General features: G+C 41.6%; 23 protein-coding genes. 6 read left to right on the plus strand and 17 right to left on the minus strand.

Features of this window, described 5'->3' with window-relative positions:
* Nucleotides 1-57: 57 nt before the first annotated feature.
* The 3 genes from A9260_RS12685 to A9260_RS12695 all read right to left on the minus strand — a co-directional run bounded on the left by A9260_RS12685 (nt 58) and on the right by A9260_RS12695 (nt 3895).
* Complete coding sequence (locus A9260_RS12685) at nt 58-1521, minus strand: outer membrane beta-barrel protein (RefSeq protein WP_068699506.1); 1464 nt, start codon at nt 1519-1521, stop codon at nt 58-60.
* A gap of 211 nt (nt 1522-1732) precedes the next feature.
* Nucleotides 1733-1924: a hypothetical protein gene (locus A9260_RS12690; protein ID WP_068699509.1), complete on the minus strand. Its 192-nt coding sequence runs from the start codon at nt 1922-1924 to the stop codon at nt 1733-1735.
* Nucleotides 1925-2179: 255 nt separating this feature from the next.
* The gene (locus A9260_RS12695; RefSeq protein ID WP_082957026.1) at nt 2180-3895 is read right to left on the minus strand and encodes a bifunctional metallophosphatase/5'-nucleotidase; all 1716 of its coding nucleotides are present in this window, start codon (nt 3893-3895) and stop codon (nt 2180-2182) included.
* Nucleotides 3896-4158: 263 nt separating this feature from the next.
* On the opposite strand from A9260_RS12695, the gene A9260_RS12700 reads away from it, so the two are divergent.
* Nucleotides 4159-5790, plus strand: coding sequence for an ATP-dependent endonuclease (locus A9260_RS12700; RefSeq protein WP_068699512.1), 1632 nt, complete (start codon nt 4159-4161; stop codon nt 5788-5790).
* 121 nt (nt 5791-5911) lie between these two features.
* Here A9260_RS12700 and A9260_RS12705 read toward each other — a convergent pair whose 3' ends face one another.
* Complete coding sequence (locus A9260_RS12705) at nt 5912-6481, minus strand: YceI family protein (RefSeq protein WP_068699513.1); 570 nt, start codon at nt 6479-6481, stop codon at nt 5912-5914.
* Complete coding sequence (locus A9260_RS12710; protein ID WP_068699515.1) at nt 6478-7005, minus strand: cytochrome b; 528 nt, start codon at nt 7003-7005, stop codon at nt 6478-6480. The genes A9260_RS12705 and A9260_RS12710 overlap by 4 nt, the downstream gene beginning before the upstream one ends.
* 219 nt (nt 7006-7224) lie before the next feature.
* Here A9260_RS12710 and A9260_RS12715 point away from each other — a divergent pair, with 219 nt between their 5' ends.
* Nucleotides 7225-7866, plus strand: a complete 642-nt coding sequence (locus A9260_RS12715; protein ID WP_068699517.1) for a hypothetical protein — start codon at nt 7225-7227, stop codon at nt 7864-7866.
* 35 nt (nt 7867-7901) lie between these two features.
* On the opposite strand, the gene A9260_RS12720 is transcribed toward A9260_RS12715, so the two are convergent.
* On the minus strand, nt 7902-8633 hold the full coding sequence (locus tag A9260_RS12720) for a dienelactone hydrolase family protein (protein ID WP_068699518.1): 732 nt from the start codon (nt 8631-8633) through the stop codon (nt 7902-7904).
* Between the two features lie 259 nt (nt 8634-8892).
* Between A9260_RS12720 and A9260_RS12725 the strand changes: the two genes are divergently transcribed.
* Nucleotides 8893-9924 (plus strand): helix-turn-helix domain-containing protein, encoded by a 1032-nt coding sequence (locus A9260_RS12725; protein ID WP_068699520.1) that lies wholly within the window; start codon nt 8893-8895, stop codon nt 9922-9924.
* A 181-nt stretch (nt 9925-10105) separates the two neighbouring features.
* Nucleotides 10106-11332, plus strand: coding sequence for a sodium/glutamate symporter (gltS, locus tag A9260_RS12730; protein ID WP_068699522.1), 1227 nt, complete (start codon nt 10106-10108; stop codon nt 11330-11332).
* Between the two features lie 109 nt (nt 11333-11441).
* Here gltS and catB read toward each other — a convergent pair whose 3' ends face one another.
* The 3 genes from catB to A9260_RS12745 are packed head-to-tail and all read right to left on the minus strand — an operon-like array spanning nt 11442 to nt 12907.
* Nucleotides 11442-12059, minus strand: a complete 618-nt coding sequence (gene catB / locus A9260_RS12735) for a type B chloramphenicol O-acetyltransferase (RefSeq protein ID WP_068699524.1) — start codon at nt 12057-12059, stop codon at nt 11442-11444.
* 50 nt (nt 12060-12109) lie between these two features.
* Nucleotides 12110-12574 carry an ASCH domain-containing protein gene (locus A9260_RS12740; protein WP_068699527.1) on the minus strand — a complete coding sequence of 155 codons (465 nt, stop codon included), beginning with the start codon at nt 12572-12574 and terminating at the stop codon, nt 12110-12112.
* Between the two features lie 51 nt (nt 12575-12625).
* Nucleotides 12626-12907 (minus strand): hypothetical protein, encoded by a 282-nt coding sequence (locus tag A9260_RS12745; protein ID WP_068699529.1) that lies wholly within the window; start codon nt 12905-12907, stop codon nt 12626-12628.
* 97 nt (nt 12908-13004) lie between these two features.
* On the opposite strand from A9260_RS12745, the gene A9260_RS12750 reads away from it, so the two are divergent.
* Nucleotides 13005-13982, plus strand: coding sequence for a transposase (locus tag A9260_RS12750; protein WP_068699531.1), 978 nt, complete (start codon nt 13005-13007; stop codon nt 13980-13982).
* A gap of 284 nt (nt 13983-14266) precedes the next feature.
* Here A9260_RS12750 and A9260_RS12755 read toward each other — a convergent pair whose 3' ends face one another.
* The 6 genes from A9260_RS12755 to A9260_RS12780 all read right to left on the minus strand — a co-directional run bounded on the left by A9260_RS12755 (nt 14267) and on the right by A9260_RS12780 (nt 20648).
* Nucleotides 14267-15031, minus strand: coding sequence for a hydratase (locus A9260_RS12755; protein ID WP_068699533.1), 765 nt, complete (start codon nt 15029-15031; stop codon nt 14267-14269).
* 258 nt (nt 15032-15289) lie between these two features.
* Nucleotides 15290-16738, minus strand: a complete 1449-nt coding sequence (gene gnd / locus A9260_RS12760; protein WP_068699535.1) for a decarboxylating NADP(+)-dependent phosphogluconate dehydrogenase — start codon at nt 16736-16738, stop codon at nt 15290-15292.
* A gap of 24 nt (nt 16739-16762) precedes the next feature.
* Nucleotides 16763-17479, minus strand: a complete 717-nt coding sequence (gene pgl / locus A9260_RS12765; protein WP_068699537.1) for a 6-phosphogluconolactonase — start codon at nt 17477-17479, stop codon at nt 16763-16765.
* Entirely contained in the window at nt 17476-18978 is a 1503-nt protein-coding gene (gene zwf, locus A9260_RS12770) for a glucose-6-phosphate dehydrogenase (RefSeq protein ID WP_068699539.1), read from the minus strand. Before zwf ends, pgl begins: the two co-directional genes overlap by 4 nt.
* Nucleotides 18979-19474: 496 nt before the next feature.
* Complete coding sequence (yghU, locus tag A9260_RS12775) at nt 19475-20332, minus strand: glutathione-dependent disulfide-bond oxidoreductase (RefSeq protein ID WP_068699541.1); 858 nt, start codon at nt 20330-20332, stop codon at nt 19475-19477.
* A gap of 85 nt (nt 20333-20417) precedes the next feature.
* Nucleotides 20418-20648: a DUF3820 family protein gene (locus tag A9260_RS12780; protein WP_068699543.1), complete on the minus strand. Its 231-nt coding sequence runs from the start codon at nt 20646-20648 to the stop codon at nt 20418-20420.
* A 109-nt stretch (nt 20649-20757) separates the two neighbouring features.
* On the opposite strand from A9260_RS12780, the gene A9260_RS12785 reads away from it, so the two are divergent.
* Entirely contained in the window at nt 20758-21669 is a 912-nt protein-coding gene (locus A9260_RS12785; protein WP_197485240.1) for a hypothetical protein, read from the plus strand.
* A 60-nt stretch (nt 21670-21729) separates the two neighbouring features.
* On the opposite strand, the gene tdh is transcribed toward A9260_RS12785, so the two are convergent.
* Nucleotides 21730-22761: an L-threonine 3-dehydrogenase gene (tdh, locus tag A9260_RS12790; protein WP_068699547.1), complete on the minus strand. Its 1032-nt coding sequence runs from the start codon at nt 22759-22761 to the stop codon at nt 21730-21732.
* Entirely contained in the window at nt 22761-23957 is a 1197-nt protein-coding gene (locus A9260_RS12795) for a glycine C-acetyltransferase (RefSeq protein ID WP_068699548.1), read from the minus strand. The genes tdh and A9260_RS12795 overlap by 1 nt, the downstream gene beginning before the upstream one ends.
* Between the last annotated feature and the right edge of the window lie 67 nt (nt 23958-24024).

Raw genomic sequence — 24024 nt, forward strand, 5'->3', positions numbered from 1 at the left:
TGCAAGGGGTTCTTATAAAGAGCCCCTTATCTATTTAAAGGCAATCAAAATATAAGTTTAGAAACGGTAATTCAGACTAGAAATAAACTGCTTCTTATCACTGTTTTTCTGCCCGTACTCCATCGACATTGACCACTCTCGGTTAAAGTTATAATTCGCCCCAACCAATGCCATCCATTTATCTAAATTTTCTTGCTCTAGCTTGTAGTCAATAGTATCAAGCAGATCACCTGTTCCAGGTACATCGACACTTCCTGTAATAGTTAGCCTGCTATCAAGATAGCTTGCCCCTACAAACACTGCGATAGACTGACTTCCTGATAACGGAAACTGCCTCCCTACTCTAGGAGAAATATTCCATATATTACCTGCCGTGACACTGCCCCGCATATCAGCATAGGAATAGCTGATAGGTAGGACAAAAAAGTAATCATTCCAACCGGCAGCTAATATTGTCCCAACCGTATAATTAACACCACTTATATCTATCTCAGGTGTTGTAACGGTAAGATCATCTCGACAAAATGAGGGCTGTATTAGACCTTTACAAATATCTAATTGCTCAGACAAATAATCACTATCAAGAGTAAAATTCACCAAAGCATGGCCATTAATCGCCCCAACAGTCGCAAACACATTCATAAACGGAAACAACCATGCATCCAGTTTTAATTGTGGGGTATAAGTAACAGTGGAATTATTACTAAAAGAAACAAAAGGGGTGGGTATTTTATCACTTCCATTAGCACCAATTTCTAAATTCCGCAGATCCATTGCCTGCTCTGTTTGCACATAAATGATACTAACACCAAACGGTAATGGCAGATCAAAGCCTTGTTCTACCACATTTTGCGCAAAGAATGGCAGTGCCCTATCCCATACTTTCGGCTCATCAGACAATATTTTTGCTTCACCTTTAGTCTTGCTTGCAACGCGACTATGCCCTAGACCAGTATTCGTCAAATCGTAGTTGGTCGATACTGACACCAACCGCGCCGAACCTGATGCCGTTGCTCCCGTGGTTGATGAGACATATAAAGGTACATCGTTAGATGTCCGCCACACATCACTATAAGCACTTGTGCCTGACTCTTTCACATTCCATTCAGCGCCAAGTAGAGTTCGCCAAGAACCGTCTTTATAGTCGTTTAACGCTTCTTCGTCAGGGAAGATAGCTAATACTTCATAAGTACCTAACCCTAACCCAGCACCTAAGTCATAGCGTTTGACGTCAATATAAGTAACCGAACCATCATCGTTATTCTTTATCATTCCCCTGCCGTAACCACCGCCTAGCAAAACTACATTCACACCCGACATACTGGCCGTTGCGTAGCCCGCAGATGCGTCTAATTCATCTGCGACCTCAGGATAGATGTCAGACATTTTATTAATGAAGGCTTGGGAGTCAGACTTGATGGCATTTCGCGTAGCATCACGCTCGTCAGCGGGGATAGTTGATACACAACCTGTGCTGAGTATTGATAGCGCACTCACACCCACAACAATCACTTTTCGCATTAATGCCGTCCTAGCTAATTAATGTTAATAAAAACAGTTACCTATGAGTATAGAAGAGTATTTAATAAACGAGTTTTAAAATAAAATTTGTCGATAAGAAAATAAATGAGAGAAAGTGAAGGGGGGAAAATAGTGATTGTTGAGCTATAAACAAAAAGCCCCGCTCAAATGAGCGGGGCTTTTCCATAATCTAAGCTATTGCTAAAATGTCTTAGCGCATCATGCCCAAATCTTTCTGCATATGATCTGAAAGCTCAGACGCATAATAAGTGGTTGTCGTTTGTCCTTTGCCGAACAAAATGTCGACAAAATGCATAATCAATCCTTTGAAATCAATAGAATAGCTCTTTGCTTCCTGAGAGCTTGGTACTGCTATGGTGTTAATCTGCATTACTTGCGCCATGAGTGCCTCTTTAAATTCTGTAAGTTTCAATAAGTTATGGCGCAAATATAAGCAAATACGGCTAAACAATAAAACAAGTAAATTTAAATTTTCAGATTAGTTTTTCTAATGCAACAAGTTAGCAACAAGCATTCAAATTAACCGTTAATAGATATGCATAAATCATCACATATACAGTACTTCGCGCATATCCATTCTTGAATGATTTCAAACTGTCTTTTTTATTACAAATCATTTACAAAAATGATTTGTAAATTATGTGATAAGGCCTAATTTGATTTGAGTTTCGATGCGCAATTCTTCTCTAGACACAAATTCAAGAAAACAATCTGCCATCGACATTTCTGTTACGCTCCAATCATCCCGACAATTCAAAATAGCAGAATACCCTTCCTTACCCTTCATCGAATACGCTGACGACGTTCCCCAATAAATCTGCTGCGGATTAATCTCAGTCCAGCCTCGAATATCATCGTAGATACGAATATTTTTAACTCGATCGCCCTTGTTGGCCTCTAAAATAACCTGATAATCTAAACGATAAGAATAAGGGTAACTTCCTGTGCCCGTCCCATCCTCAGCAATCGCGTTATCAATCGCCCCCTCTAAAATATCTTTAATGTATTGCCCTTCTATCGAGTAAACCCCAATTGGAACGGCAAATGGCAGCAATCGTCCTGCAATATCAGCCTGACTGATTGGGCCAGAATTTAATGAGCAACGCACACCACCAGCATTATGTATCGCAAAATCTAACTCAAATCCTCGATGGCACATTGCGTGATAAAAAGACTCAGCGACCAAAGGACAAATCTCACTTGATCCTTTGTCATCGGGTACTCGCACATGTCTTAGGGGAGATTTTAAATGCCCTACTATGTTTTGCTGCAGTGCTTGCACGGCGGGTTTATACGTTTGAGTCAAAACCTGATTCACTTGTGGATCTTTTTGACAGCGCACTACGTGAGGATGATGGGTTAAATAATCAAATACCCGCTTGTATTCACCATCACAAGAACAATCACTCATAGTGGCATCAAAGCAGACTCTGCGACCGATTAATATCTCATTAAGGCCGGTAAAGGCAGTGATTTTTCCTGATTCATCAAAATCAATATCACAATGACCTAAAGACTGTGCGTGCATACCTGCTTGCACAATATAAGTATCATTCACTCGCATTCCATAGCGATCTTTTGATGGAAGTCCAAGATCACTAAAGTCCCCCTGTAACACGTGCGAATGTCCACCCACGATCAAGCTAATTCCATCAATACTTTGTGCGAGTTTTAAATCTGCTTCATAGCCTAAGTGACTCAATAAAATGATTTTATTGATACCAGATTGCTGGATCTGCTGCACAGTGTTGATTGCCGTTTGCTTGGCGTTCACGAACGGAGTATCGGGATCTGGGTTGGCAATATCGACCATTTTATCGATAGATAAACCAAAAATAGCAATGCGCTCCTCGCCAACTTTATGCTCAAGCCATTGAGCCGATTGCAGTGTGGGTTGATAAGGATAAACGCTATGTGAATCGCTAACCGTCACCGGTTTGTTCATTAACTCATTTGATAAATCCCAGTTACCACACAACAACGGAAAGTTAATTCGCTTACTAAATGCGGCAACAGGGCCATTACCCATATCCAACTCATGATTACCCAATGTCATCGCGGTTAAATCAAGTTGATTTAAAAGCTTTGAATTGGCTTCGCCTTTAAATAAAGAAAAATACAAGGTGCCTTGAAAGCAATCACCAGCATGCAAGAACACGAACTCTCTCTCATCACTCGCCGCTTGTTGCTTTAATTGCTGTGAGCGCGTGCATATACGCGCAAACCCACCAACACTGATATAGGGGTTAACTGTTTGATCATCGATATTCAATGACAATTGAACCGTGGTCGGTTCAAAGTAAGAATGGGTGTCATTGATGTGAGCAACCCGTATCCTGGTCGCTTTATTCATTATTTTCGTCATATTCTCATCTCTAGTTTCACCGCCATTGTAGTCGGCGCGATATGACAAACCAATGAATGTTTTTCAACACTTAGTTTTATTGCCAATAACTCCGCTAAAAACGCAGCCACTATTCGCTTTATTAAAAAGAATATTTAAAAGGACACACACCTTAATCGCCCACAGATAAACAAGTTATTAGCGATAAATTTGCTCACCTTCGCAGTGTAGGTGCTGTCTATTTTCTATAATGAAAGAAAAGGGAGTCATCTATGCAATTAGAGCGTGTAGAAATTTCTGGGTTTCGAGGCATTAAGCGTCTTTCCCTTCCTTTTGAGCAATTAACGACTCTCATTGGTGAAAACACGTGGGGAAAGTCTTCACTGCTCGATGCTTTATCCGTTGCTCTGCCGACCAATGCACAGCCCTATCAATTTGAAATGCGGGATTTTCATGTCGATTACGCTATTTCTCATCCACAAACCCAGCATTTACAAATTATTTTAAAATTGGTCACCAGCACTAATAAAGAAGCTCGTTCTGGACGCTATCGAAAAATAAAGCCCATTTGGAATGAGTGCTCTAATGGCCGCAGTGAAATTATCTACCGCCTTAGTGCGACCTTAGAAGGTACTAAGGTCACAACCCGCTATGCCTTCTTAGACAGCAATGGCGCGGCTAAAGCATTACATCATGAATCAAAACTGGCTCAAGAATTAATGATTCTTCACCCCGTTATTCGACTTCGAGACTCTAGACGATTTCAACGTGATGAGGGTTCAACTGAGAAAACCAATTCCAAAATAGAGCAACGAATTAAAAACACCTGTCGCCGCCTTATTTCAAACCCAGGACTTGTCAGCAAGCAAGAGATGAAAAGTAGCGTCAATACCATGCACGATTTAGTTGATCACTACTTCTCCTACAAAACCCACACACGCCACGATCCAAGAGCCTCACGAGATGGGATTTTTACTTCAAGTTCCGGCAGTAAAATGTCGCTCAAACAGTTTGTAGATAAAACCCAAGACCGACAAACTCGGTTATTGCTGATGGGACTTCTTAATAACTATCTGCAAGCGAAAGGAAACACCGAACTTAGACCCTGCGCACGACCCCTGTTAATTGTCGAAGACCCTGAAGGACGATTGCACCCTACCCACCTAGCAAGAGCGTGGGCACTCTTACAAATGATGCCAATGCAAAAAATACTCACCACAAACTCAGCCGTTTTATTAGGCGCAGTGCCGCTACGCAGTATTAAGCGCCTAGTTAGAAAATCAGATCGTACCGAAGCAAAATACATTCGACCTGAAATGCTAAGCGCTGATGAGTTAAGACGAGTGGGTTTTCATATTCGCTTTCATCGTTCTAGTGCACTTTTTGCTCGTTGCTGGTTATTAGTGGAAGGGGAAACCGAAGTTTGGCTTTTTAATGAACTGGCTAAACAATGTGGTTATGATTTGGCGGCAGAAGGTGTTCAAATTGTCGAATTTGCACAATCTGGTTTACGGTCACTGCTTAAAGTTGCGCGCGCTTTTGATATTGACTGGCATGTAGTAACGGACGGTGACGCGGCCGGTAAAAAGTATGCGGCATCGGTTCGCGCCATGCTCAAGTCTGAGCAGGAAAGACACCGATTAACTGAGCTTCCCGATAAAGACATCGAACATTATCTATATAACAACGGCTTTGAGCATTTTTTCCGAGATATGGTCAAGATCCCTTACGATCATCCTATTCCAGCCAAAAAAGTTATTGTTAGAGCACTTAAAAAGCACGCTAAACCTGATGTTGCGCTGGCGATTGTTGAATACTGTGAAACTCATGGTGACAGTATTATTCCGCTGCTCATTCGCTGGACACTAAAACGAGTCATTAGTATGGCTAACGGCAACACTTAGCTGCTAACTTAAACTTAAACTTAAACAGAATATTACAGATTCAAATACCCTAAAATCAAACGTAAAAAAGCCCCTTTATTAACCCGCGATAATAAAGGGGCTGAAAGAAAAAACCCTACGGTTACTTCTTTTTGCCTTCTACATGTAATTCCATATCGACGTAGCTTGAAGCGCCCATCACTGGAATATTGAAATCAGATAGCTCTAAACGTGTGGTGCCCATAAACCCGGCTCTTTCTCCACCCCATGGGTCTTGTCCCAGTCCAATAAAGTCAGCGGCAATAACAATAGGCTTAGTTTGACCATGCAAAGTTAAGTTACCTGCAATCTCAAGCTTGCCATCACCTTTATCAGTGACTTTAGTACTGCTAAATACCGCTTCTTTATATTTACCGGCATCAATAAAGTCATTACTTCTGATATGTTTATCACGCTCGGCATGATTTGAGTCAAGGCTCGTCGTATCAACCGTCACTTCAACTTTTGATGCTGAAATGTTTTTAGGATCATAGCTAAATTCACCCTCAAAATGATTAAAACGACCTTTAATAAAGCTATAGCCAAGGTGACTCACTTTAAAGTTAATCGATGCGTGAGCACCCTTAGTATCAATCACATAATCGGCTGCGTGAGCAGATAAAGGGGTTGCTATTGCAATGGCCAATCCTAGAGCCGTTGTTAATTTTTTCATTTTGAGCCTCCTGTCATTTTGCGTAGCGTATTGTCTTTTTCAATAAAGTGATGCTTTAACGCTGCTAAAGCGTGAATTGCAGCCAATCCAATTAGGGTACAAGCTAGGTAATAATGAACCGTACCCGCAAGATCTGCCTGCCCTTCAAATAACTTGCCTAATGCAGGTACCTCAAACCATCCAAAAACTGAAATACCGCGCCCATCCTCTGTGGAAATTAGATATCCAGAGACAAATAGAGCCAATAGCAATACATACATCAGATGATGGGCAGACTTCGCCATCTTTATCTCGAATGCACTGCCTTCTATTTTAGGAGAGCCTTGGTAATGTTTCCAAAATAAGCGATATACCGTGACGCCAAATAAAATCATGCCTACAGATTTATGAACAAAAGGCGCTGTTTGATACCATTGACTGTAGTAATTTAACCCTACCATCCACCAACCAAGCGCAAATAGTGCAACAATCGTAAGTGCACTAAGCCAATGAATTGTGCGCGCGGTGAGGTTATAAGGTTCCAACTTGCATCCTTTGTCGCATAAATACGATTTACTTAATCGCCTCTTTAAATTAACAACTAGACTACAAGATAGTGTACCGTTACGTAACTAAAATCGTCTTATAATCAGAGAGATAGCCTTGTCTTATTGAAAAACTTTGAGCAATGTCAGTTATTTACTCATGCTTACAATTTAGAATGTACAACCCTTATTTACCCTCAAATATAGACTGGAGCTGGTTTGTTAAAAGACATCGTTATTCAGGCACTTAAAGCGGTTCAAAATGACTGTCTTTCCTTATCCCAGCATCATTATCCGACTGTGCATAACAAAGGGATGAGTAATCGCCATCTTACTTCATTGGTTGAACGTCGCCTAATCAAGACCGCAGATGCATTTGGCTTTGATCTTTCTATCGAACCGGTCGAAATATCTAAAAATACGCCACCGTCAAAAAGCGTTTATCGACGAATCACAACCCAGCACGGCACAGTTTGGCTGTTTCCCTATTCAATCAAAACCGCTAATAAAGTGTTTAAGTCTCATTTGCTAGAGACACTTTTTATATGGCGAAAAGAGTATGCTTACGCCATTCAACCTAATGACTGCGTTGTATTGGTCTGCGATCACTGGCTAAGCCGTATTAATACCAGTCAGCAATTACTGGATTGGTGGCACAATCGCTTACCTGATAATTGTGACAATTATGCGCAACATGGGGTTTTATTAAGCCCATCACAAGCGCCGCGATTGGATGATCTGCTACACACTTTAGAATTACAGCCTTGCTATAAAACCCACACTCACCCGCTAAAAAAAGAAGAGGACGGATCTCAAGTGACAAGATACGTCCATCTATATGGCATATTTGAATGTAAGTAACGGGGCTCAATGAGTTACGTGACTTACATAATAAATTACTTAGTGACTTCACCTAGCACTTCGGTAAAGCGATTCCAGGATTTTTTATCGGCTTCTTCTCGGTAACGATCAGAGCCAAACACTGAGAATGCGTGCGGTGCGCCGCTATAGGTAATCATTTCATGATTAATACCCGTTGTTTCTAGCTCATCAGCTAACATGGCAAAATCTTGCATGCTCACGACTTTGTCTGCGGTGCCATGGAAAATAACCACAGGAGCTTTCGTCATTTTATAGTCTTGCCCTTTTGGCGTTTTTAACCCGCCATGGAAACTAATAAATGCTTTAGCATCAACCCCAGAGCGAGCAGACTCTAGCACTGCCGCACCACCAAAGCAGTACCCCATCACTACGGTATTATCGTCATGACCGTTTAGCATTTCAGCCTTACGCTGACTTTCCGCCATCAGTTTTTGTAATTTTGCGCGATCTTTATATAACTCACCTGTGTGCTGCTTTTTATCTTTAACTTCTGTTGGGCGAATACCTTTACCAAACAGATCCGCAGCGAACACGTTATAACCCTGCTCATTTAGCATTTGCGCACGTTTAACTTCGTAGTCAGTTAGTCCGTCCCAATCATGAATTAGAACCACTAGAGGTGCTGAGTCTGAAACTTTAGACCAATACCCTTGATATGATTTTCCATCTACTTCGTAAACAACATCTTCACCAGCAAGCACGCTAGCTGAGCCAACAAGCAATGTCGCGTATAACAAATGACGCATGAGATTCTCTCCTTTGATATGAGTCTCAATGAGTGTAGTACGCCATGATGACAATAATAACTATTTTGATTTACATTTGTCGGTGAGTTCAAATTTCTATTGGGATATGTGTAGCCTTATTTCTTTGCTTCCCTATTTAGCAATGGCTAACAATCTTTTGAGCGAGTCGACTATATTATATAGATACGATTGAATTACCCTTTATTGACGTGCAATATAATCAAAAATAAGCAATCTAACCTATTGAGATGTATAAACTTTGAGTCAAAACACTGACAAATTAGAAGATCAACAAGAGTTAACGAATGATGTTATTCCATTAGTAAGAGCAGACATTGTTAATGCCGTTATCACTCAGTTTGAGAAGCAAGGCATTAATATGACTGACGCTTTACTAAGCGCGAATATCAGTCGTGAGATGTTGCTCGATTCAAGTAACATGATCATGAATGAGTCAGTGAAAAGTATCTTTGGCCAGGTTTATGAAAGCGAGGGGATTTTTGCTTTTGTTGAAGCAATCAGCTATTCCCAGAGAACACAGCTCATTCCTAAATTTGTTAAAACGCTGTCTAAAAACCTAACGGTACGTGACGTTTTGACTAAATTTAATCTGTTAATTCGAGAGTCGATTCCTGTTGCGTCCCAGTTCTTTGAAGTCGACTCAAACAGTGGCTGGTTTTGTTCCTCTTTTCGCCATGAAAAAATTGATGATTGGCAGGAAATATTTAATATTCTGTACTGTGTCGAATTGATTCGCTCGCTAACCAACAATAATGATTGGAGACCGAAAACCGTTTCATTACAGCAAAGCCGCTTAGGTAAGTTTGCTCAAAATATCCCAAGTGATATTCAGCTGCTATTTTCGCAAAAAGTGACCAAAATCAGTGTTGATACGCAGTATCTTGATCAACTCATCAATACGCCTTATCCAGAACCTGAGCCCCAAGATATTGTTTGGCATAGTACCTTTACCGATACGGTGTATATTGCGCTCACTCCCTACGTGCATGAAGAACATTTAGATATAGAACTTGCGGCTAAATTGTTTGCAATGAGCACCCGAACACTGCAAAGGCGACTGCATCAGGAACAAAATTCATTTAGAGCCATTAAAAACAGCCTCATGTTTAACACTGCATGTGATTTAATGTGCCTCAACCTCAGCCTGACACATATATCGGTGCAATTAGGTTATGCGGATATTTCACACTTTTCTCGTGCATTTAAGCGCTTTAGTGGTTTAACCCCAAAACGCTATCAAGCGGCATTACTTGCAGATCAAAACGCCTAATAATTCATCAAATGCTATCATTTATGTGAGCAACATCAACAAAAACACCAGTAATTGCTCTTTTTCAGGTATAATACAGACCTCTTTTGGAGTGACTCATCGTATTTACTTTTCGTCTTTCGTCTATAGTTACTTCATCCCGTCATCACACGACTACAGTGGTGTGAAATAAAGGCGTAATATGAATACGACATACACATTGGGCGCATTAGAGTCCTTCCTTATTGCGATAACCGTTCTATTTCTTGGTCAGTTTATAAATAGAAGGGTCTCATTTTTAAAAAAATACCAAGTCCCTGAACCTATTGTAGGTGGATTGCTAGTGGCCATGGTGATCACAGCATTACACTTCTATGGGGTTAATTTAGACTTCACCCTACCTTTGCAAAAAATCCTGATGTTGATGTTTTTCACCACGGTTGGACTTTCTGCAAGTTACTCCCAGTTACTTAAAGGGGGTAAGAAGGTCTTTATCTTTTTAGGGGTCGCTTCGGTTTACATCATTATCCAAGATGCCATCGGGGTCAGTCTTGCCAGTCTGATGGATTTGAACCCACTAATGGGATTGGTCGCAGGTTCAATCACTCTCTCTGGTGGACACGGCACAGGAGCGGCTTGGGCGGCAACATTTGATGAGCTGTACGGCTTAAAAACTCTTGAGTTTGCTATGGCTTCAGCGACATTTGGCTTAATTGTTGGTGGATTAATCGGTGGGCCTGTCGCTCAAAGACGAATTACCAAACACAATCTGATGTCTGAATATGGGGATGGTTCTAAGCACCATGAAAAATTCCCTGATGTCGTTACTTATAACGAAACCGAAGAAGATAAAGTCACCCCAAGACGTATGATTGAAGTGCTATTTATGGTGTTAATCTGCGTTGTTGGAGCAACTTATATTAAAGAATTCACTTCAGGCCTTGGCATTACTTGGCTAAAAGGCATTCCTGACTTTGTTTTTGCTCTATTTCTTGGCGTTATTCTGACCAATATTTATGAAATAACTGGTGTATACAAATTTAATACCGATACCGTCGATATTATCGGTACCGTCTCTTTATCACTGTTCTTAGCCATGGCTTTGATGAGTCTAAAGCTATGGGAAATATTTGATTTAGCAATGCCGTTATTGGTCATCTTAACCGTGCAAACCATTGTATTGGCTATCTTTGCCTACAACGTCACCTTTAGAGTCATGGGCAGTAACTATGATGCAGCCATCATCACAGGTGGACATTGTGGTTTTGGCATGGGCGCAACACCAACTGCGGTAATGAACATGGGATCGCTGGTCAATCATTATGGCCCTTCCCCTCAAGCCTTTATGGTTGTGCCTATCGTTGGTGCATTCTTTATCGATATCGTTAACTTGATTGTGCTGCAAGGGTACATTGCGTTCTTGGGTTAGATGAGTTGAATTCAATCTCATTATAAAATTACGTTTAATTACCTTCGTTTCAAAATAATAAAAGCCAGCAATTTGCTGGCTTTATACTATAGGTATAATTAGATTTATATTACGATATCCAATACTGATAAAGCCCTTTAACATCCCCTGAGCACAGGAACTTCATTGCCTGTTTAAGGCGCTCTTCAGACCAATCCCACCAGCGCATTTCAAGAAGTAATTTGATATCTGAATCATCAAAGCGAAATTTAATATGCTTTGCCGGGTTAGAGCCAACCACTTCATATGACAATACATCTTTAGTCACTACTGCGCGACTTGCAATGACTGCGCCATCACCAATAGTCACCCCTGCCATAATCATTGCTTCACTACCAATCCATACATCGTTGCCAATTACAGTGTCACCAGCACGCTGAAAGCCATCCTCAGCATCAGAAAAATGAGGATCATTTTGATAATAAAAAGGAAAGGTACTGACCCAATCATGACAGTGCCCTTGATTGCCAGCCATCATAAATACTGCGCCTGAACCAATAGAGCAAAAACGGCCAATAATGAGTTTATCTACGTCATCTCTAGTAGGATCAAGATAGCGAGCGCAATCATCAAAACTATGCTTATGATAATAACCAGAATAGTAACTGTGTTTTCCTACAATAATATTCGGGTTAGTGACCTGCTCTTGCAATGACATTCCGGCAAAAGGAGATTCAAAATAGTTCATTACGCCACCTTATTACTGCTCTAAAGTGAATAGCCAAACTTTAAATAGTTTTATTGATAAACAACATGAAAATGCTCAAGTACTAATACTAGGTCTTCACTTGGCTCGATATTAATCTGCTGACATTCGTTTGAAAAGAAATCCCAATGCGCCTCTCGCCAATGATTGAGTGAACGATCGCCCTCACCTTCTGCATAAGCAAACTCTGCTGTCACATCTTTATATTGGCAGGTTTCAACACGGTCAATTTCAATAATGCATACCGGATTACCCGACCAGTCAACCACAACCTGCAAATGACCCGGAGTTGGCATTGGCTCTTCACCAGATTCATACCAAATACTCAAACTGCAAGTTGCCGTCTTTTGACCGATTCGAATTAATTCAGCGCACACATTGGCGTTTGTCTCATCACCACAAAAATAATCAGAACTGAATGATTGATATTTATCACGCTCAATCTCAGTCAATGAACTCAAATACTTATCTAAATAAGCTTGAGATTTTCCATCCATAACATCCTCTTAGAGCCACTCTTATTAGTATGATGACTCAATGCAAAGTGACTAACGTACCGTGACACCTTCAACTTCAATAACTGATTTAGCATTCGCACGTTCAATCACTTTTAATAACGTAGTTTGAATTAACTCGTTATTTCTTATTTCGGTTTCGCAAGAAAAACGCTCTTCTTGCGCCTCATCCCCTTCCGTCAACGTAAATTGAACAACCACTTCAGTTGCACAATCTTTAGTCTCACCAAAATACGCCAAACAAATTTGAGGATAACCATTAAACCCCTTCTTAACCTGCTTAGCGATTCGCTTCTTAGCCTTTTCCAAATTCATACAACTTCCTTTTTCTAAATATGGACACCCATCATTAATAGCACGATTTACACTGCCCTACTAAACTAACATTATTCACCGTAGTTGGAACAGTACTATGCCACGTCCTCGAAGAACTCAAATAAGTATTGAAGACACTCCTTATTACCATTGCTGTAGCCGCGTTGTCAGGCGAGCCTATCTCTGCGGCAATGACCCATTCTCTGGCAATAATTACGACCACCGTCGAACCTGGGTTGAATCTTTATTAATAAAACTTAAAAGCGTCTTCGCCATCGACATTGCTGCATTTGCTGTCATGTCCAATCACTTACATGTTATTTTAAGAGTCGATATCGACACCGCTAACAATTGGACCGATCGTGAAGTACTAGAACATTGGCACTTACTGTTTAAGGGTGATGATTTAACACATCGCTTCGTAAAAGGTGATTTAGTTGAGGCCTATGAAGTCACTAAATTAAAACACACAATTGCCATCTATCGAAGCCGACTGTGTGACATCAGTTGGTTTATGCGTTGCTTAAATGAACCTATCGCAAGACAAGCAAATCAAGAAGATAACTGCTCCGGTCGGTTCTGGGAAGGACGCTTTAAATGCCAAGCACTACTCGATGATGTGGCTCTGCTCACGTGCATGGCTTATGTGGATTTAAATCCAATTAGATCTCAACTGGCCAAGACATTAATTCAATCGGAACATACCAGTATTAAACTGCGTATTCAGGCGGCAATTAACGGAGAACAACCTAAAGCATTACTTCCCTTCATTGGCAATGAGCAGCAACATCAACCAAAAGGAATCGCGTTTTCTCTCAAGGACTATCTTGAACTTGTGGATGAAACAGGACGAATTATTCGAAATGATAAAAAAGGTGCCATAAGTGAACATAGCGAGAGGCTACTTACTTGCATGAATATTTCTCATGATAATTGGCTCAAACTTGTCACTGATTTTGGCGTACTATTTCACGGCCCGGTAGGAACACTGGAGGAATTGACTAACTACTGTGAGCATTTGGAAAAACGGCGAAGGCATTTTGCAAAGTGTTGCCAGTATATGAGTGCAGGCTAAACCACTACGATTTAATTTTAAACCACTATCAACCTTTATGCATATAAAGGTAATCAGTCTCATCTGAACCTAGCCAATTCCCTACTAAATATTCAAAATTTATAGCAAACAATCAGTTTTTCTATAGCTTAAGTTTTACATCATAGAGAGCGATGCTCCCGTGAGTAGCTAATATCAAATATTGTAGATAGGTCATTGTTTTTGAATGGGTGGCATCTTTAAAAAGAGTAATTAATAAAAAAGCAGAAACCTAAGCTTCTGCTTTTCTTGTCAAGTTATCACACTTATGCTTTAGCGTTAAATACTACTTGGTATTCGCCAATGCCTTCGTAGTTGATGGTTGTTGGCTTATCAAATTCTACTTCTACGATGCCACAGTAAGAACCAGTGATGATGGTTTCGCCTGCTTTAAATTCAACGCCACGACGAGTCATGAAGTTGATTAGCCAGTAGATTGGGCTTTGTGCTGATTGGTTTGGGTGCACGCCATCAAATGTTTGAACATTGTCGCCTTGAGTCACGGTTACGTTAACTTTTGCTGCATCAAACGCTTTTTCACGATCGATTTCAGGACCAACGTATAGGCCTTGGTTTACCATGCAATCTGCTAGTTTTTCGTAAAACTCTGCGTCGCTGTCTACTGCAAAACGTGCCTGCATTAGTTCTAGTGCCATGTGGCATGAACCGATTGCTTCGTTAATTTGCGCTTCAGTGTAACCTTCAGGGTTTGCAGGTAGGTCTTTACCTAGAGTGAAACCAATTTCAGGTTCGATGCGAGCCACGCCGTTATCAGCAAAAAACTGACAAGTTTCACCGCGCTCAACACTATCTGTGAAGATAGGTGCAACGATGTATTTGTCTTCAGCTAGAGGATTTAGACATTTCCAGCCCCCTACTTCGTTCTTTTTAAGTTCAATCATTGCCGCTTGAACTTGTAACGCTTCTTCAAGAGTCGTAGGACGAATGTCTTCTGCTAGGCGCGGAGCCTTTGTGCCTGCTACGCGACGGCTTAGTAGCTCAGAAGCCGCTGCACTGTAAAAATTAGTCATATTATATTACCGATTGATTGTTTTTATTGATGATATAGCAATTTCAAGGATGTGAATAGGCCACTAGATCACGAACAAGTCGCTCAGGGATCAGGAGCCGAAGAAAAGCTCGATTACTAAGAGTCATTGTATACATAATGCTCTTGTAAATGGCCCTCTTATAAAGAGATTTGCTTATAAAAAAGGTGGCTTAAAATAAGCCACCTTTGTACTCAACTTTACTCAGTCACTATTACACAATAAGACAGTCGTTAACGATTAAACGTCGTAAGTTGTTGATGCAGTATCACCGCCTGTACCAGTCCAGTTAGTGTGGAAGAATTCACCACGCTCACGGTCGATACGCTCATAAGTGTGAGCACCAAAGTAGTCACGTTGAGCTTGTAGAAGGTTAGCTGGCAGACGAGCTGTTGTGTAACCATCAAGGAATGACAGCGCAGAAGTCGTACAAGGCATTGGGATACCCACTTCTAGAGACTTAGCTGCCACTTTACGCCATGCACCTAGACAGTTTTCTAGGATAGCTTTGAAGTAAGGATCAGAACCTAAGAAAGCAATTTCTGGATCAGTATCGAATGCATCACGAATGTTACCTAGGAATGCAGAACGAATGATACAACCGCCACGCCACATTAGTGCTACGTTACCGTAGTTAAGATCCCAGCCATTTTCGTTAGACGCTTCGCGCATTAGCATGAAGCCTTGAGCGTAAGAGATGATTTTTGAAGCCAGTAGCGCTTGACGAAGTGCGTCAACCCACTCTTGCTTGTCACCGGTTACTTTCTCTACTTTCTTACCAAACAGTTTTTCTGCTGCAACACGCTGATCTTTCAGTGAAGATAAGCAACGAGAGAATACAGATTCAGAGATCAAAGTCAGTGGAATACCAAGATCAAGCGCATTGATACCCGTCCATTTACCCGTACCTTTTTGGCCAGCAGTATCAAGAATTTTATCAACTAATGGCGCGCCATCTTCATCGCGGTATTTTAGGATGTCAGCGGTGATTTCTACAAGGTAGCTATCAAGCTCAGTGGTATTCCAATCAGCAAATACAGCCTGCATTTCGTCAGCAGACATGTTAAGACCATCTTGCATAAACTGGTACGCTTCACAGATTAGCTGCATGTCACCATATTCGATGCCATTGTGTACCATTTTAACGAAGTGACCTGCGCCATCGTTACCCACCCAATCACAGCAAGGCTCACCTTTGTCTGTTTTTGCAGATATGCCCTGTAGAATAGGCTTAACCGCATCCCAAGCTTCAGGAGAACCACCTGGCATGATAGAAGGACCAAAACGTGCACCTTCTTCACCACCAGATACACCAGTACCAATGAAGTTAATGCCTTTTTCGCGCAAGTACGCAACACGGCGGTTAGTATCTGGATAGTTAGTGTTACCACCATCAATGATGATGTCACCTTTATCTAGCAGTGGGATCAGTTGTTCGATGAAGTTATCAACAACGTCACCAGCACGTACCATAAGCATCACTTTACGAGGTGATTCTAGCTTATCTACCATCTCTTGTAGCGAGTATGCGCCAACAATGTTTGTGCCTTTTGCAGGACCTTCAAGGAACTGATCAACTTTAGCGGCTGTACGGTTGTGAGCCACAACTTTAAAACCATGATCGTTCATGTTTAAGATAAGGTTTTGACCCATAACTGCGAGTCCAACTACACCAATATCACCTTTCATTGTATTTCTCCTAGTATTCTTATCTTAAGCAATCTTGCTTGCTGCGTCTGAGTCTAAAAACCATTCGGTTTCACCCGCAATAGAGTGAATTTTTGCCGCTGGATATGGCAACTCTTCCGCTGGAGTGTGATAGATCTCTTTTACGATATCTTTTTTGCCTGCGCCAAGCACTAAATAGCTAATACGCTTGGCCGCTTGCAGTACTTTTGCTGACTTCGAAATACGCAACTGACCCGATTCTGGGTGAGATGCAACGATTGCCAGCTTTTGTTCGTTGTAATTTGTTTGCTCAGGGAACAAAGAGGCAGTGTGGCCATCAGCCCCAACACCTAATAAAATCCAATCAAAAACAGGAACGCCATTTTGTGTTGGGATGAGCTCAGCCATTTCATTGGCAAAACGCACCGCTTCTTGCTGCGCGTCATTTTCGCCCAAAATGCGATGGATATTACTTGCTGGCACGCCAACAGGCGTAAATAACAAGGCGTTCGCTTCACCAAAGTTACTTTCTGCGTCATCAGGTGCAACACAGCGCTCATCACCCCACCAAAAATGCAGATTTTGCCATTGTATCGCGCTAGCGTAAGGCTGTGTTGCGAGCAACTTAAACAGCATCTTAGGCGTACTACCACCAGATAAAGAGATGTGAACTGCTCGGCCTAATTCGCTGAACTGCTGTAACTCTTTTGCTAACTGCTCGACAACCTGCGCTGGAGTATCAAAAATTTTGGTATTCATCATAATTCGCAATAGTCTGTATCGGTTAAGTTTTTACACGGAAAACGCCACTCTCTACCATCACGCTCTAGAAGAGTATGCGCCTCTTTTGGTCCCCATGTGCCACAGGCATAACCAAACAGAGTTTGTGTGCGTTCTTTAAAGTCTAAAATCGGCTGAACGTATTCCCAGCATGTCTCAACGGCATCGGAACGTGCAAATAAAGTGGCATCACCATTAAGAGCATCAAGCAATAAACGCTCATAAGCACTCAGCATGTGTGCTTCGTTTAGTGACTTATAATGGAAATTCATTTTCACTTCTTTCGCGTGGAAGCCTGCACCGGGTTCTTTTAGACCAAAACTGATTTGAATGCCTTCATCAGGCTGAATACGAATAATCAGTTTATTCTCTGGCGCATCTTGACCAAAGACGGGGTGCGGGGTGTCTTTAAAGTGGATAACCACTTCCGTTACACGCGTAGGAAGACGCTTACCAGTGCGAACATAAAACGGCACGCCTTTCCAACGGCTGTTATTTATGAATGCTTTCAGACCGATATAAGTTTCGGTGCGAGAGTCATCTGCCACGCCAGACTCATCACGGTAGCTAGGTAAAAACTCACCTCTGACTTCCGATTCAGTATACTGACCTAGCACTAGATTATTCACAAGGTCGTTTTCATCCAGCGGTTTCAAGCTTTTTAATACTTTAACCACTTCATCACGAATTGCATCGGCGTTAATGCGAGGTGGCGACTCCATGCCAACCATTGCTAATACTTGTAGCAAGTGGTTTTGGAACATGTCGCGCACAGCGCCAGATCCGTCGTAATAGCCACCACGCTCTTCAACACCTAAGAACTCTGAACCAGTAATTTCAACATAGCTGATGAAATTTCGGTTCCAAAGAGGTTCAAAAATGATGTTTGAGAAACGCAGTACTAATAAGTTCTGCACTGTTTCTTTACCAAGATAATGGTCGATACGATACAGCTGCTTCTCATCAAAATCAGTGTGGATTTTTTCATCTAGATCTTGAGCAGAAGCCAGATCGTAACCAAATGGTTTTTCAACAATCAGGCGTTTCCAACCATCTTTCTCACAGTTTAATCCGTGAGCAGCAAGGCTTGCAGGAATTACTGAGTATAAGCTTGGCGGAGTAGCTAAGTAATACAATACATTACGCTGCTCTAATTGATAATGAGCGGCCAATTCGTCTTGGCGAGCGGCAAGTTTTGCGTAATCCGCAGTATCTGAAGTATTGATTGCTTGATAATGAAGATGAGTAATGAACTCTTCTAATACCGCTTTCTCTGTTTCTTCAAACTCTTGAAGCGATATTTTCAATTTTTCGCGATAAGACTCATCACTGTATTCAGTGCGACTTACGCCTAAAATGTAAAATGATTGGGGAAGTTGACCGCTTTGGTACAGTCTATATAAAGCGGGAATTAACTTACGATAAGTTAAATCTCCAGAAGCACCAAAAATTACTATGCTGCTTTTATCAGGTATTACCATCATTTATCCTTAAGTGCCTTTAGGGTTGCATACATCCATAACGTCGAGGGGAAACCGCGTACGAATGGTTCACAATGCACCATGAAAGGAATTCTACACCTAATGAGGGGAATTAAAATAATTTGTCACTTTTCACAGTGATTAATTGCAATTTATGGGCAAAAAAAATCTCCGCATATTAACGGAGATTGCCTTGCGCTATAGTCTAACTTTATGAAGCCTCAATACAAATGTTTTTCATCTAACGCTCTATTTTTAGCACTAGATCGCTCAAAATTCAAACATAATACAATCATACTTTAGCAGCAAAGCACCTCATAACAAACGCAGTCGAAGTGACTCATAATCAACGAGTAACTTAATAGCAAACTACGCGCATAATGCTTTGTATCTCTAGCCGTCAATGCCAACATCATAGCCAAAGATACAAAAGTTATAGCCGACCACTATAGTTAAAACTGCAATAGTTAATACTGCAATAGTTAATACTGCAAAGCTATGGACGAAGTTTTAATACCTTATCGATATCTTCTGCGCAATGACGTTCAGGAAGCTGCTCCCATTCTTCGCCAAATGAACGGTTTACAATACGCCCACGCTGAACCCCTTTGCGTTGCTCAATCATTTTCGCCCAACGCACCACATTGCTGTAAGACTCAACCTGCAGAAATTGCGCTGCATCGTATAGTTTGCCCAACACTAAGTTGCCATACCATGGCCAAATCGCCATATCGGCAATGGTGTACTCCGCGCCTGTAACAAATGTGTTCTCTGCTAATTGTTTATCAAGCACATCTAATTGGCGCTTGGATTCCATCGCAAAACGATTAATCGGATACTCTTGCTTTTCATCGGCATAGGCATAAAAATGCCCAAAGCCACCGCCTAAAAATGGTGCCGATCCTTGAGCCCAAAATAGCCAATTGAAGGTTTGCGTTCTTTGTGCACCAGAGCTTGGTAAAAACTGACCAAACTTCTCCGCTAAATGAACTAGAATTGACGCAGACTCAAACACATTGACCGCTGTTTCACCACTTTTATCAACCAAAGCAGGGATTTTTGAATTAGGATTGACTGCAACAAAGCCTGATGAAAACTGGTCTAAATCACCAATGCTAATCAAGTAAGCATCGTATTCAGCTTCTTTTATGCCGAGTGCCAACAACTCTTCAAGCAAAATGGTGACTTTTTGCCCATTTGGCGTACCTAGAGAGTACAACTGTAAATCGTGACTTCCTTGTTCGAGTACTTTATCAAATCTCGCACCCGACTCAGGGCTGTTGATATTGGCCCATTTATTACCACCGTCAACATCATTTTCCCATACACTTGGCGGTACATATTGTTTACTCATAACATCTCCTTGAATATGACTAACACTACAGCGTACTTAACATTTTTAGGCACACGATAAGTGGTGAATTTTTTTATAGCGTCTCTTAATAACGACTCGATTCATCTTTAAGTGGTTTTACAACCGCATCCAGCCCTTCTACCTTCAGTGCTAAGCACAATTGCAATAATTGTCCTAGTTCGCCTGCTGGCCATTGTGATTTATTCTGAAACCAGAGTAAGTACTCTTCGGGTAGATCAATAAGCACGCGCCCTGCGAATTTACCAAAGGGCATCTTCATACGGGCAAGCTTGAGTATATTTTCTTTATCCAACACTTTTTAAAACCAAATCAAACACTTTGTGACATTTAGTGTTATATCTACAATAATAAAAGTTCGTGACATAACCAAAGGAACCGGTTTGCACAAAGTCACTTTTCTCGCACTGCTATTTACTGGATTCTCAACATTTTCTTGGGCAGATACGCCACAAGAAAAATGCTTAAGTAAGCCAGACGATGATAGGCCAATTTCTCGTGCTTATCACTTCCTGAACACAAAATTTTGTCAGCCTGCGGTCTGGTTTGATGATTTCTTTGCTGATGAACGTGTGACAGAAGATGCCCGCGCCGGAACATCAATGCGTTGGAAAAATGATTTTATCTATTATGAAGACAATGGATTTAAGTACAAAACAAAAATAGACGCCAAATTTAACCTGCCAAAAGTAACCAAACGCCTGAAACTGATCATTGAATCCGACGGAGAGGATGATCTTTTTGACATTTTCCCAAGCAATGAAGAAGAGATACAGAACTCTGTAGGATTAAGATACGATATTTACGCAAAAGGTCGCAGTAGCTTTAATATCAAGGCCACATTTAAGCCTAAAATCGAAGCGAGATATCGTTTTACTTATCCTCTGAGCATTAATACTGTCACCCGCTTAACTCAAAAGATTTACCAGAAAAAACAAGTCACTGGAGAGTCCACTCAATTCGATATCGATCAGGCGTTATCCAAAAATCTATTACTACGCTGGACCTCATTTGCCGAATTTAATCACGACCACGATGACGATAGCGACGTATGGGACATGGGGACCGGATTGGTGCTATATCAATATTTATCACCCACCCAAGCTCTAAATTACACCGTCAGCACTACTGGCACTGACTCTCCTAGAACCTATATCGATAACACCTTAATCGCCCTAACCTATCGACATAATTTTTTCTTTGAGTGGCTTTATTATGAAATCACTCCCGAATACAACTGGTACAAAGAATACGAGCAAAGCTTTGAAGAAGAAGCCAGCATTCGATTTCGGCTAGAGGTTCGTTTTGAGAATTTCTAGACATAAAAAAACGACAACCTGAGTTGTCGTTTTCATCATTCAAACATCAAAATTGGAGGTCTATTCCCAATCAAGGATCACTTTGCCTGAAAGCCCGCTACGCATAGCGTCAAAGCCCTCTTGGAAGTCATCAATCTTGAAGTGATGCGTGATAATTGGCGTTAAATCTAAGCCTGATTGAATCAAGCTTGCCATCTTATACCATGTCTCGAACATCTCACGACCATAGATACCTTTGATCACCAAGCCTTTAAAGATCACTTGGTTCCAGTCAATACCCATGTCTGATGGTGGAATACCCAGTAATGCTACGCGGCCGCCATGGTTCATGGTTTCTAACATGGTGCTAAATGCCGCTTGTACGCCTGACATTTCCAGACCCACATCAAAGCCTTCGGTCATGTTTAGCTCAGCCATCACATCTTTTAAATCTTCTTTGGCAACGTTAACGGCGCGAGTGACGCCCATTTGACGCGCAAGATCTAAGCGGTATTCGTTCACATCGGTGATGACTACGTGGCGAGCACCTACGTGCTTAGCAACTGCAGCGGCCATGATACCAATTGGGCCTGCGCCGGTAATTAATACATCTTCACCCACAAGATCAAATGACAATGCGGTATGCACAGCATTACCAAACGGGTCAAAGATAGACGCAAGATCATCTGAGATGCCATCAGGGATTTTAAATGCGTTAAATGCTGGAATCACCAAGTATTCTGCAAATGCACCAGTGCGGTTAACGCCTACACCGATAGTATTTCGACAAAGGTGAGTACGGCCACCACGGCAGTTACGGCAATGTCCACATGTAATATGGCCTTCACCTGATACGCGATCGCCTATTTCAAATCCACGAACTTCTTGACCAATAGCCACAATTTCGCCCACGTATTCGTGGCCGACAACCATAGGTACAGGAATGGTGTTTTGTGACCACTCATCCCAGTTGTAAATGTGCACATCAGTGCCACAAATTGCGGTTTTCTTAATTTTGATCAGAACGTCGTTGTGCCCCATTTCAGGCATATCAACTTCGTTCATCCAAATGCCTTGTTCAGGCTTTAGCTTGGAAAGTGCTTTGATTTTCATTATTTGATCAATCCCATGTCATGACCCACTTCGATGAAAGCGTCAATTGCGCGATCAAGCTGCTCACGAGTGTGTGCGGCTGACATTTGAGTACGAATACGTGCTTGGCCTTTTGGTACTACAGGGAAAGAGAAGCCCACAACGTAGATGCCTTTCTCTAGTGCGCGCTCAGCAAATTCTGCTGCAACTTTCGCATCACCTAGCATGATAGGAATGATTGCGTGATCCGCGCCACCCATAGTGAAACCAGCACCTTCCATACGAGCACGGAAGTGCGCTGCATTATCCCAAAGGTGAGAACGTAGATCGCCACTTTCTTGTAGAAGATCCAACACACGTAAAGAAGCAGACACAATGGCAGGTGCAACAGAGTTTGAGAACAAGTACGGACGAGAACGCTGACGTAACCAGTCGATCACTTCTTTCTTACCAGAAGTATAGCCGCCTGACGCGCCACCCATAGCTTTACCAAGTGTACCGGTAATGATGTCGATACGATCCATAACGTTGTGATAATCGTGAGTACCCGCGCCTGTTTCACCCATGAAACCAACCGCATGAGAGTCATCAACCATGACTAACGCGCCGTATTTATCCGCTAAGTCACAGATAGCTGGAAGGTTTGCAACCACGCCGTCCATTGAGAATACACCGTCAGTCACGATAAGCTTGTGACGCGCACCCGCTTCGTCAGCGGCAATCAGTTGTTGCTCAAGCTCTTGCATGTTGTTGTTTGAGTAACGAAAACGCATCGCTTTACACAAACGCACACCATCGATAATAGAAGCGTGGTTAAGCGCATCAGAGATGATGGCATCTTCTTTACCTAAAATAGTTTCAAACAACCCTGCGTTTGCATCAAAACAAGAAGTATAAAGAATGGTGTCTTCCATACCTAAGAAAGTAGACAGCTTCTCTTCAAGTTGTTTGTGAATGTCTTGAGTACCACAAATAAAGCGTACTGATGCCATACCAAAACCATACTCATCCATACCGCCTTGAGCTGCTTTAATAAGCTCAGGGTGGTTTGCTAGGCCTAAGTAGTTGTTTGCACAGAAGTTAAGTACATCTTCACCAGTAGAAATTGAAACAGACGCTTTCTGTTGAGAAGTAATAATGCGCTCAGACTTATACAAGCCTTCGTTTTTAACTTCTTCGATTTGCTGCTGGATTTGATTGTAAAATGCAGAAGACATGATTCTATGATCCTTTAGGTAAAGCGGAAAAACCGCGATAAGCATTCACACTTTAAAAAAGTGCGAT

Origin of the sequence: Vibrio sp. UCD-FRSSP16_30 (assembly GCF_001676025.1) — a bacterium.
Classification (GTDB): domain Bacteria; phylum Pseudomonadota; class Gammaproteobacteria; order Enterobacterales; family Vibrionaceae; genus Vibrio.

Excerpts from the sequence above, each read along its gene's own strand:
- A9260_RS12750 (WP_068699531.1), top strand. The coding sequence starts at position 13,005 with ATGCCACGTCCTCGAAGAACTCAAATAAGTATTGAAGACACTCCTTAT.
- gltS (WP_068699522.1), top strand. The coding sequence starts at position 10,106 with ATGAATACGACATACACATTGGGCGCATTAGAGTCCTTCCTTATTGCG.
- A9260_RS12705 (WP_068699513.1), bottom strand. The coding sequence starts at position 6,481 with ATGAAAAAATTAACAACGGCTCTAGGATTGGCCATTGCAATAGCAACC.
- gnd (WP_068699535.1), bottom strand. The coding sequence starts at position 16,738 with ATGAAAGGTGATATTGGTGTAGTTGGACTCGCAGTTATGGGTCAAAAC.
- A9260_RS12685 (WP_068699506.1), bottom strand. The coding sequence starts at position 1,521 with ATGCGAAAAGTGATTGTTGTGGGTGTGAGTGCGCTATCAATACTCAGC.
- A9260_RS12755 (WP_068699533.1), bottom strand. The coding sequence starts at position 15,031 with ATGACTAATTTTTACAGTGCAGCGGCTTCTGAGCTACTAAGCCGTCGC.
- pgl (WP_068699537.1), bottom strand. The coding sequence starts at position 17,479 with ATGATGAATACCAAAATTTTTGATACTCCAGCGCAGGTTGTCGAGCAG.
- A9260_RS12700 (WP_068699512.1), top strand. The coding sequence starts at position 4,159 with ATGCAATTAGAGCGTGTAGAAATTTCTGGGTTTCGAGGCATTAAGCGT.
- A9260_RS12745 (WP_068699529.1), bottom strand. The coding sequence starts at position 12,907 with ATGAATTTGGAAAAGGCTAAGAAGCGAATCGCTAAGCAGGTTAAGAAG.
- A9260_RS12695 (WP_082957026.1), bottom strand. The coding sequence starts at position 3,895 with ATGAATAAAGCGACCAGGATACGGGTTGCTCACATCAATGACACCCAT.
- yghU (WP_068699541.1), bottom strand. The coding sequence starts at position 20,332 with ATGAGTAAACAATATGTACCGCCAAGTGTATGGGAAAATGATGTTGAC.
- A9260_RS12690 (WP_068699509.1), bottom strand. The coding sequence starts at position 1,924 with ATGGCGCAAGTAATGCAGATTAACACCATAGCAGTACCAAGCTCTCAG.
- tdh (WP_068699547.1), bottom strand. The coding sequence starts at position 22,761 with ATGAAAATCAAAGCACTTTCCAAGCTAAAGCCTGAACAAGGCATTTGG.
- A9260_RS12720 (WP_068699518.1), bottom strand. The coding sequence starts at position 8,633 with ATGCGTCATTTGTTATACGCGACATTGCTTGTTGGCTCAGCTAGCGTG.
- A9260_RS12795 (WP_068699548.1), bottom strand. The coding sequence starts at position 23,957 with ATGTCTTCTGCATTTTACAATCAAATCCAGCAGCAAATCGAAGAAGTT.
- zwf (WP_068699539.1), bottom strand. The coding sequence starts at position 18,978 with ATGGTAATACCTGATAAAAGCAGCATAGTAATTTTTGGTGCTTCTGGA.
- A9260_RS12740 (WP_068699527.1), bottom strand. The coding sequence starts at position 12,574 with ATGGATGGAAAATCTCAAGCTTATTTAGATAAGTATTTGAGTTCATTG.
- catB (WP_068699524.1), bottom strand. The coding sequence starts at position 12,059 with ATGAACTATTTTGAATCTCCTTTTGCCGGAATGTCATTGCAAGAGCAG.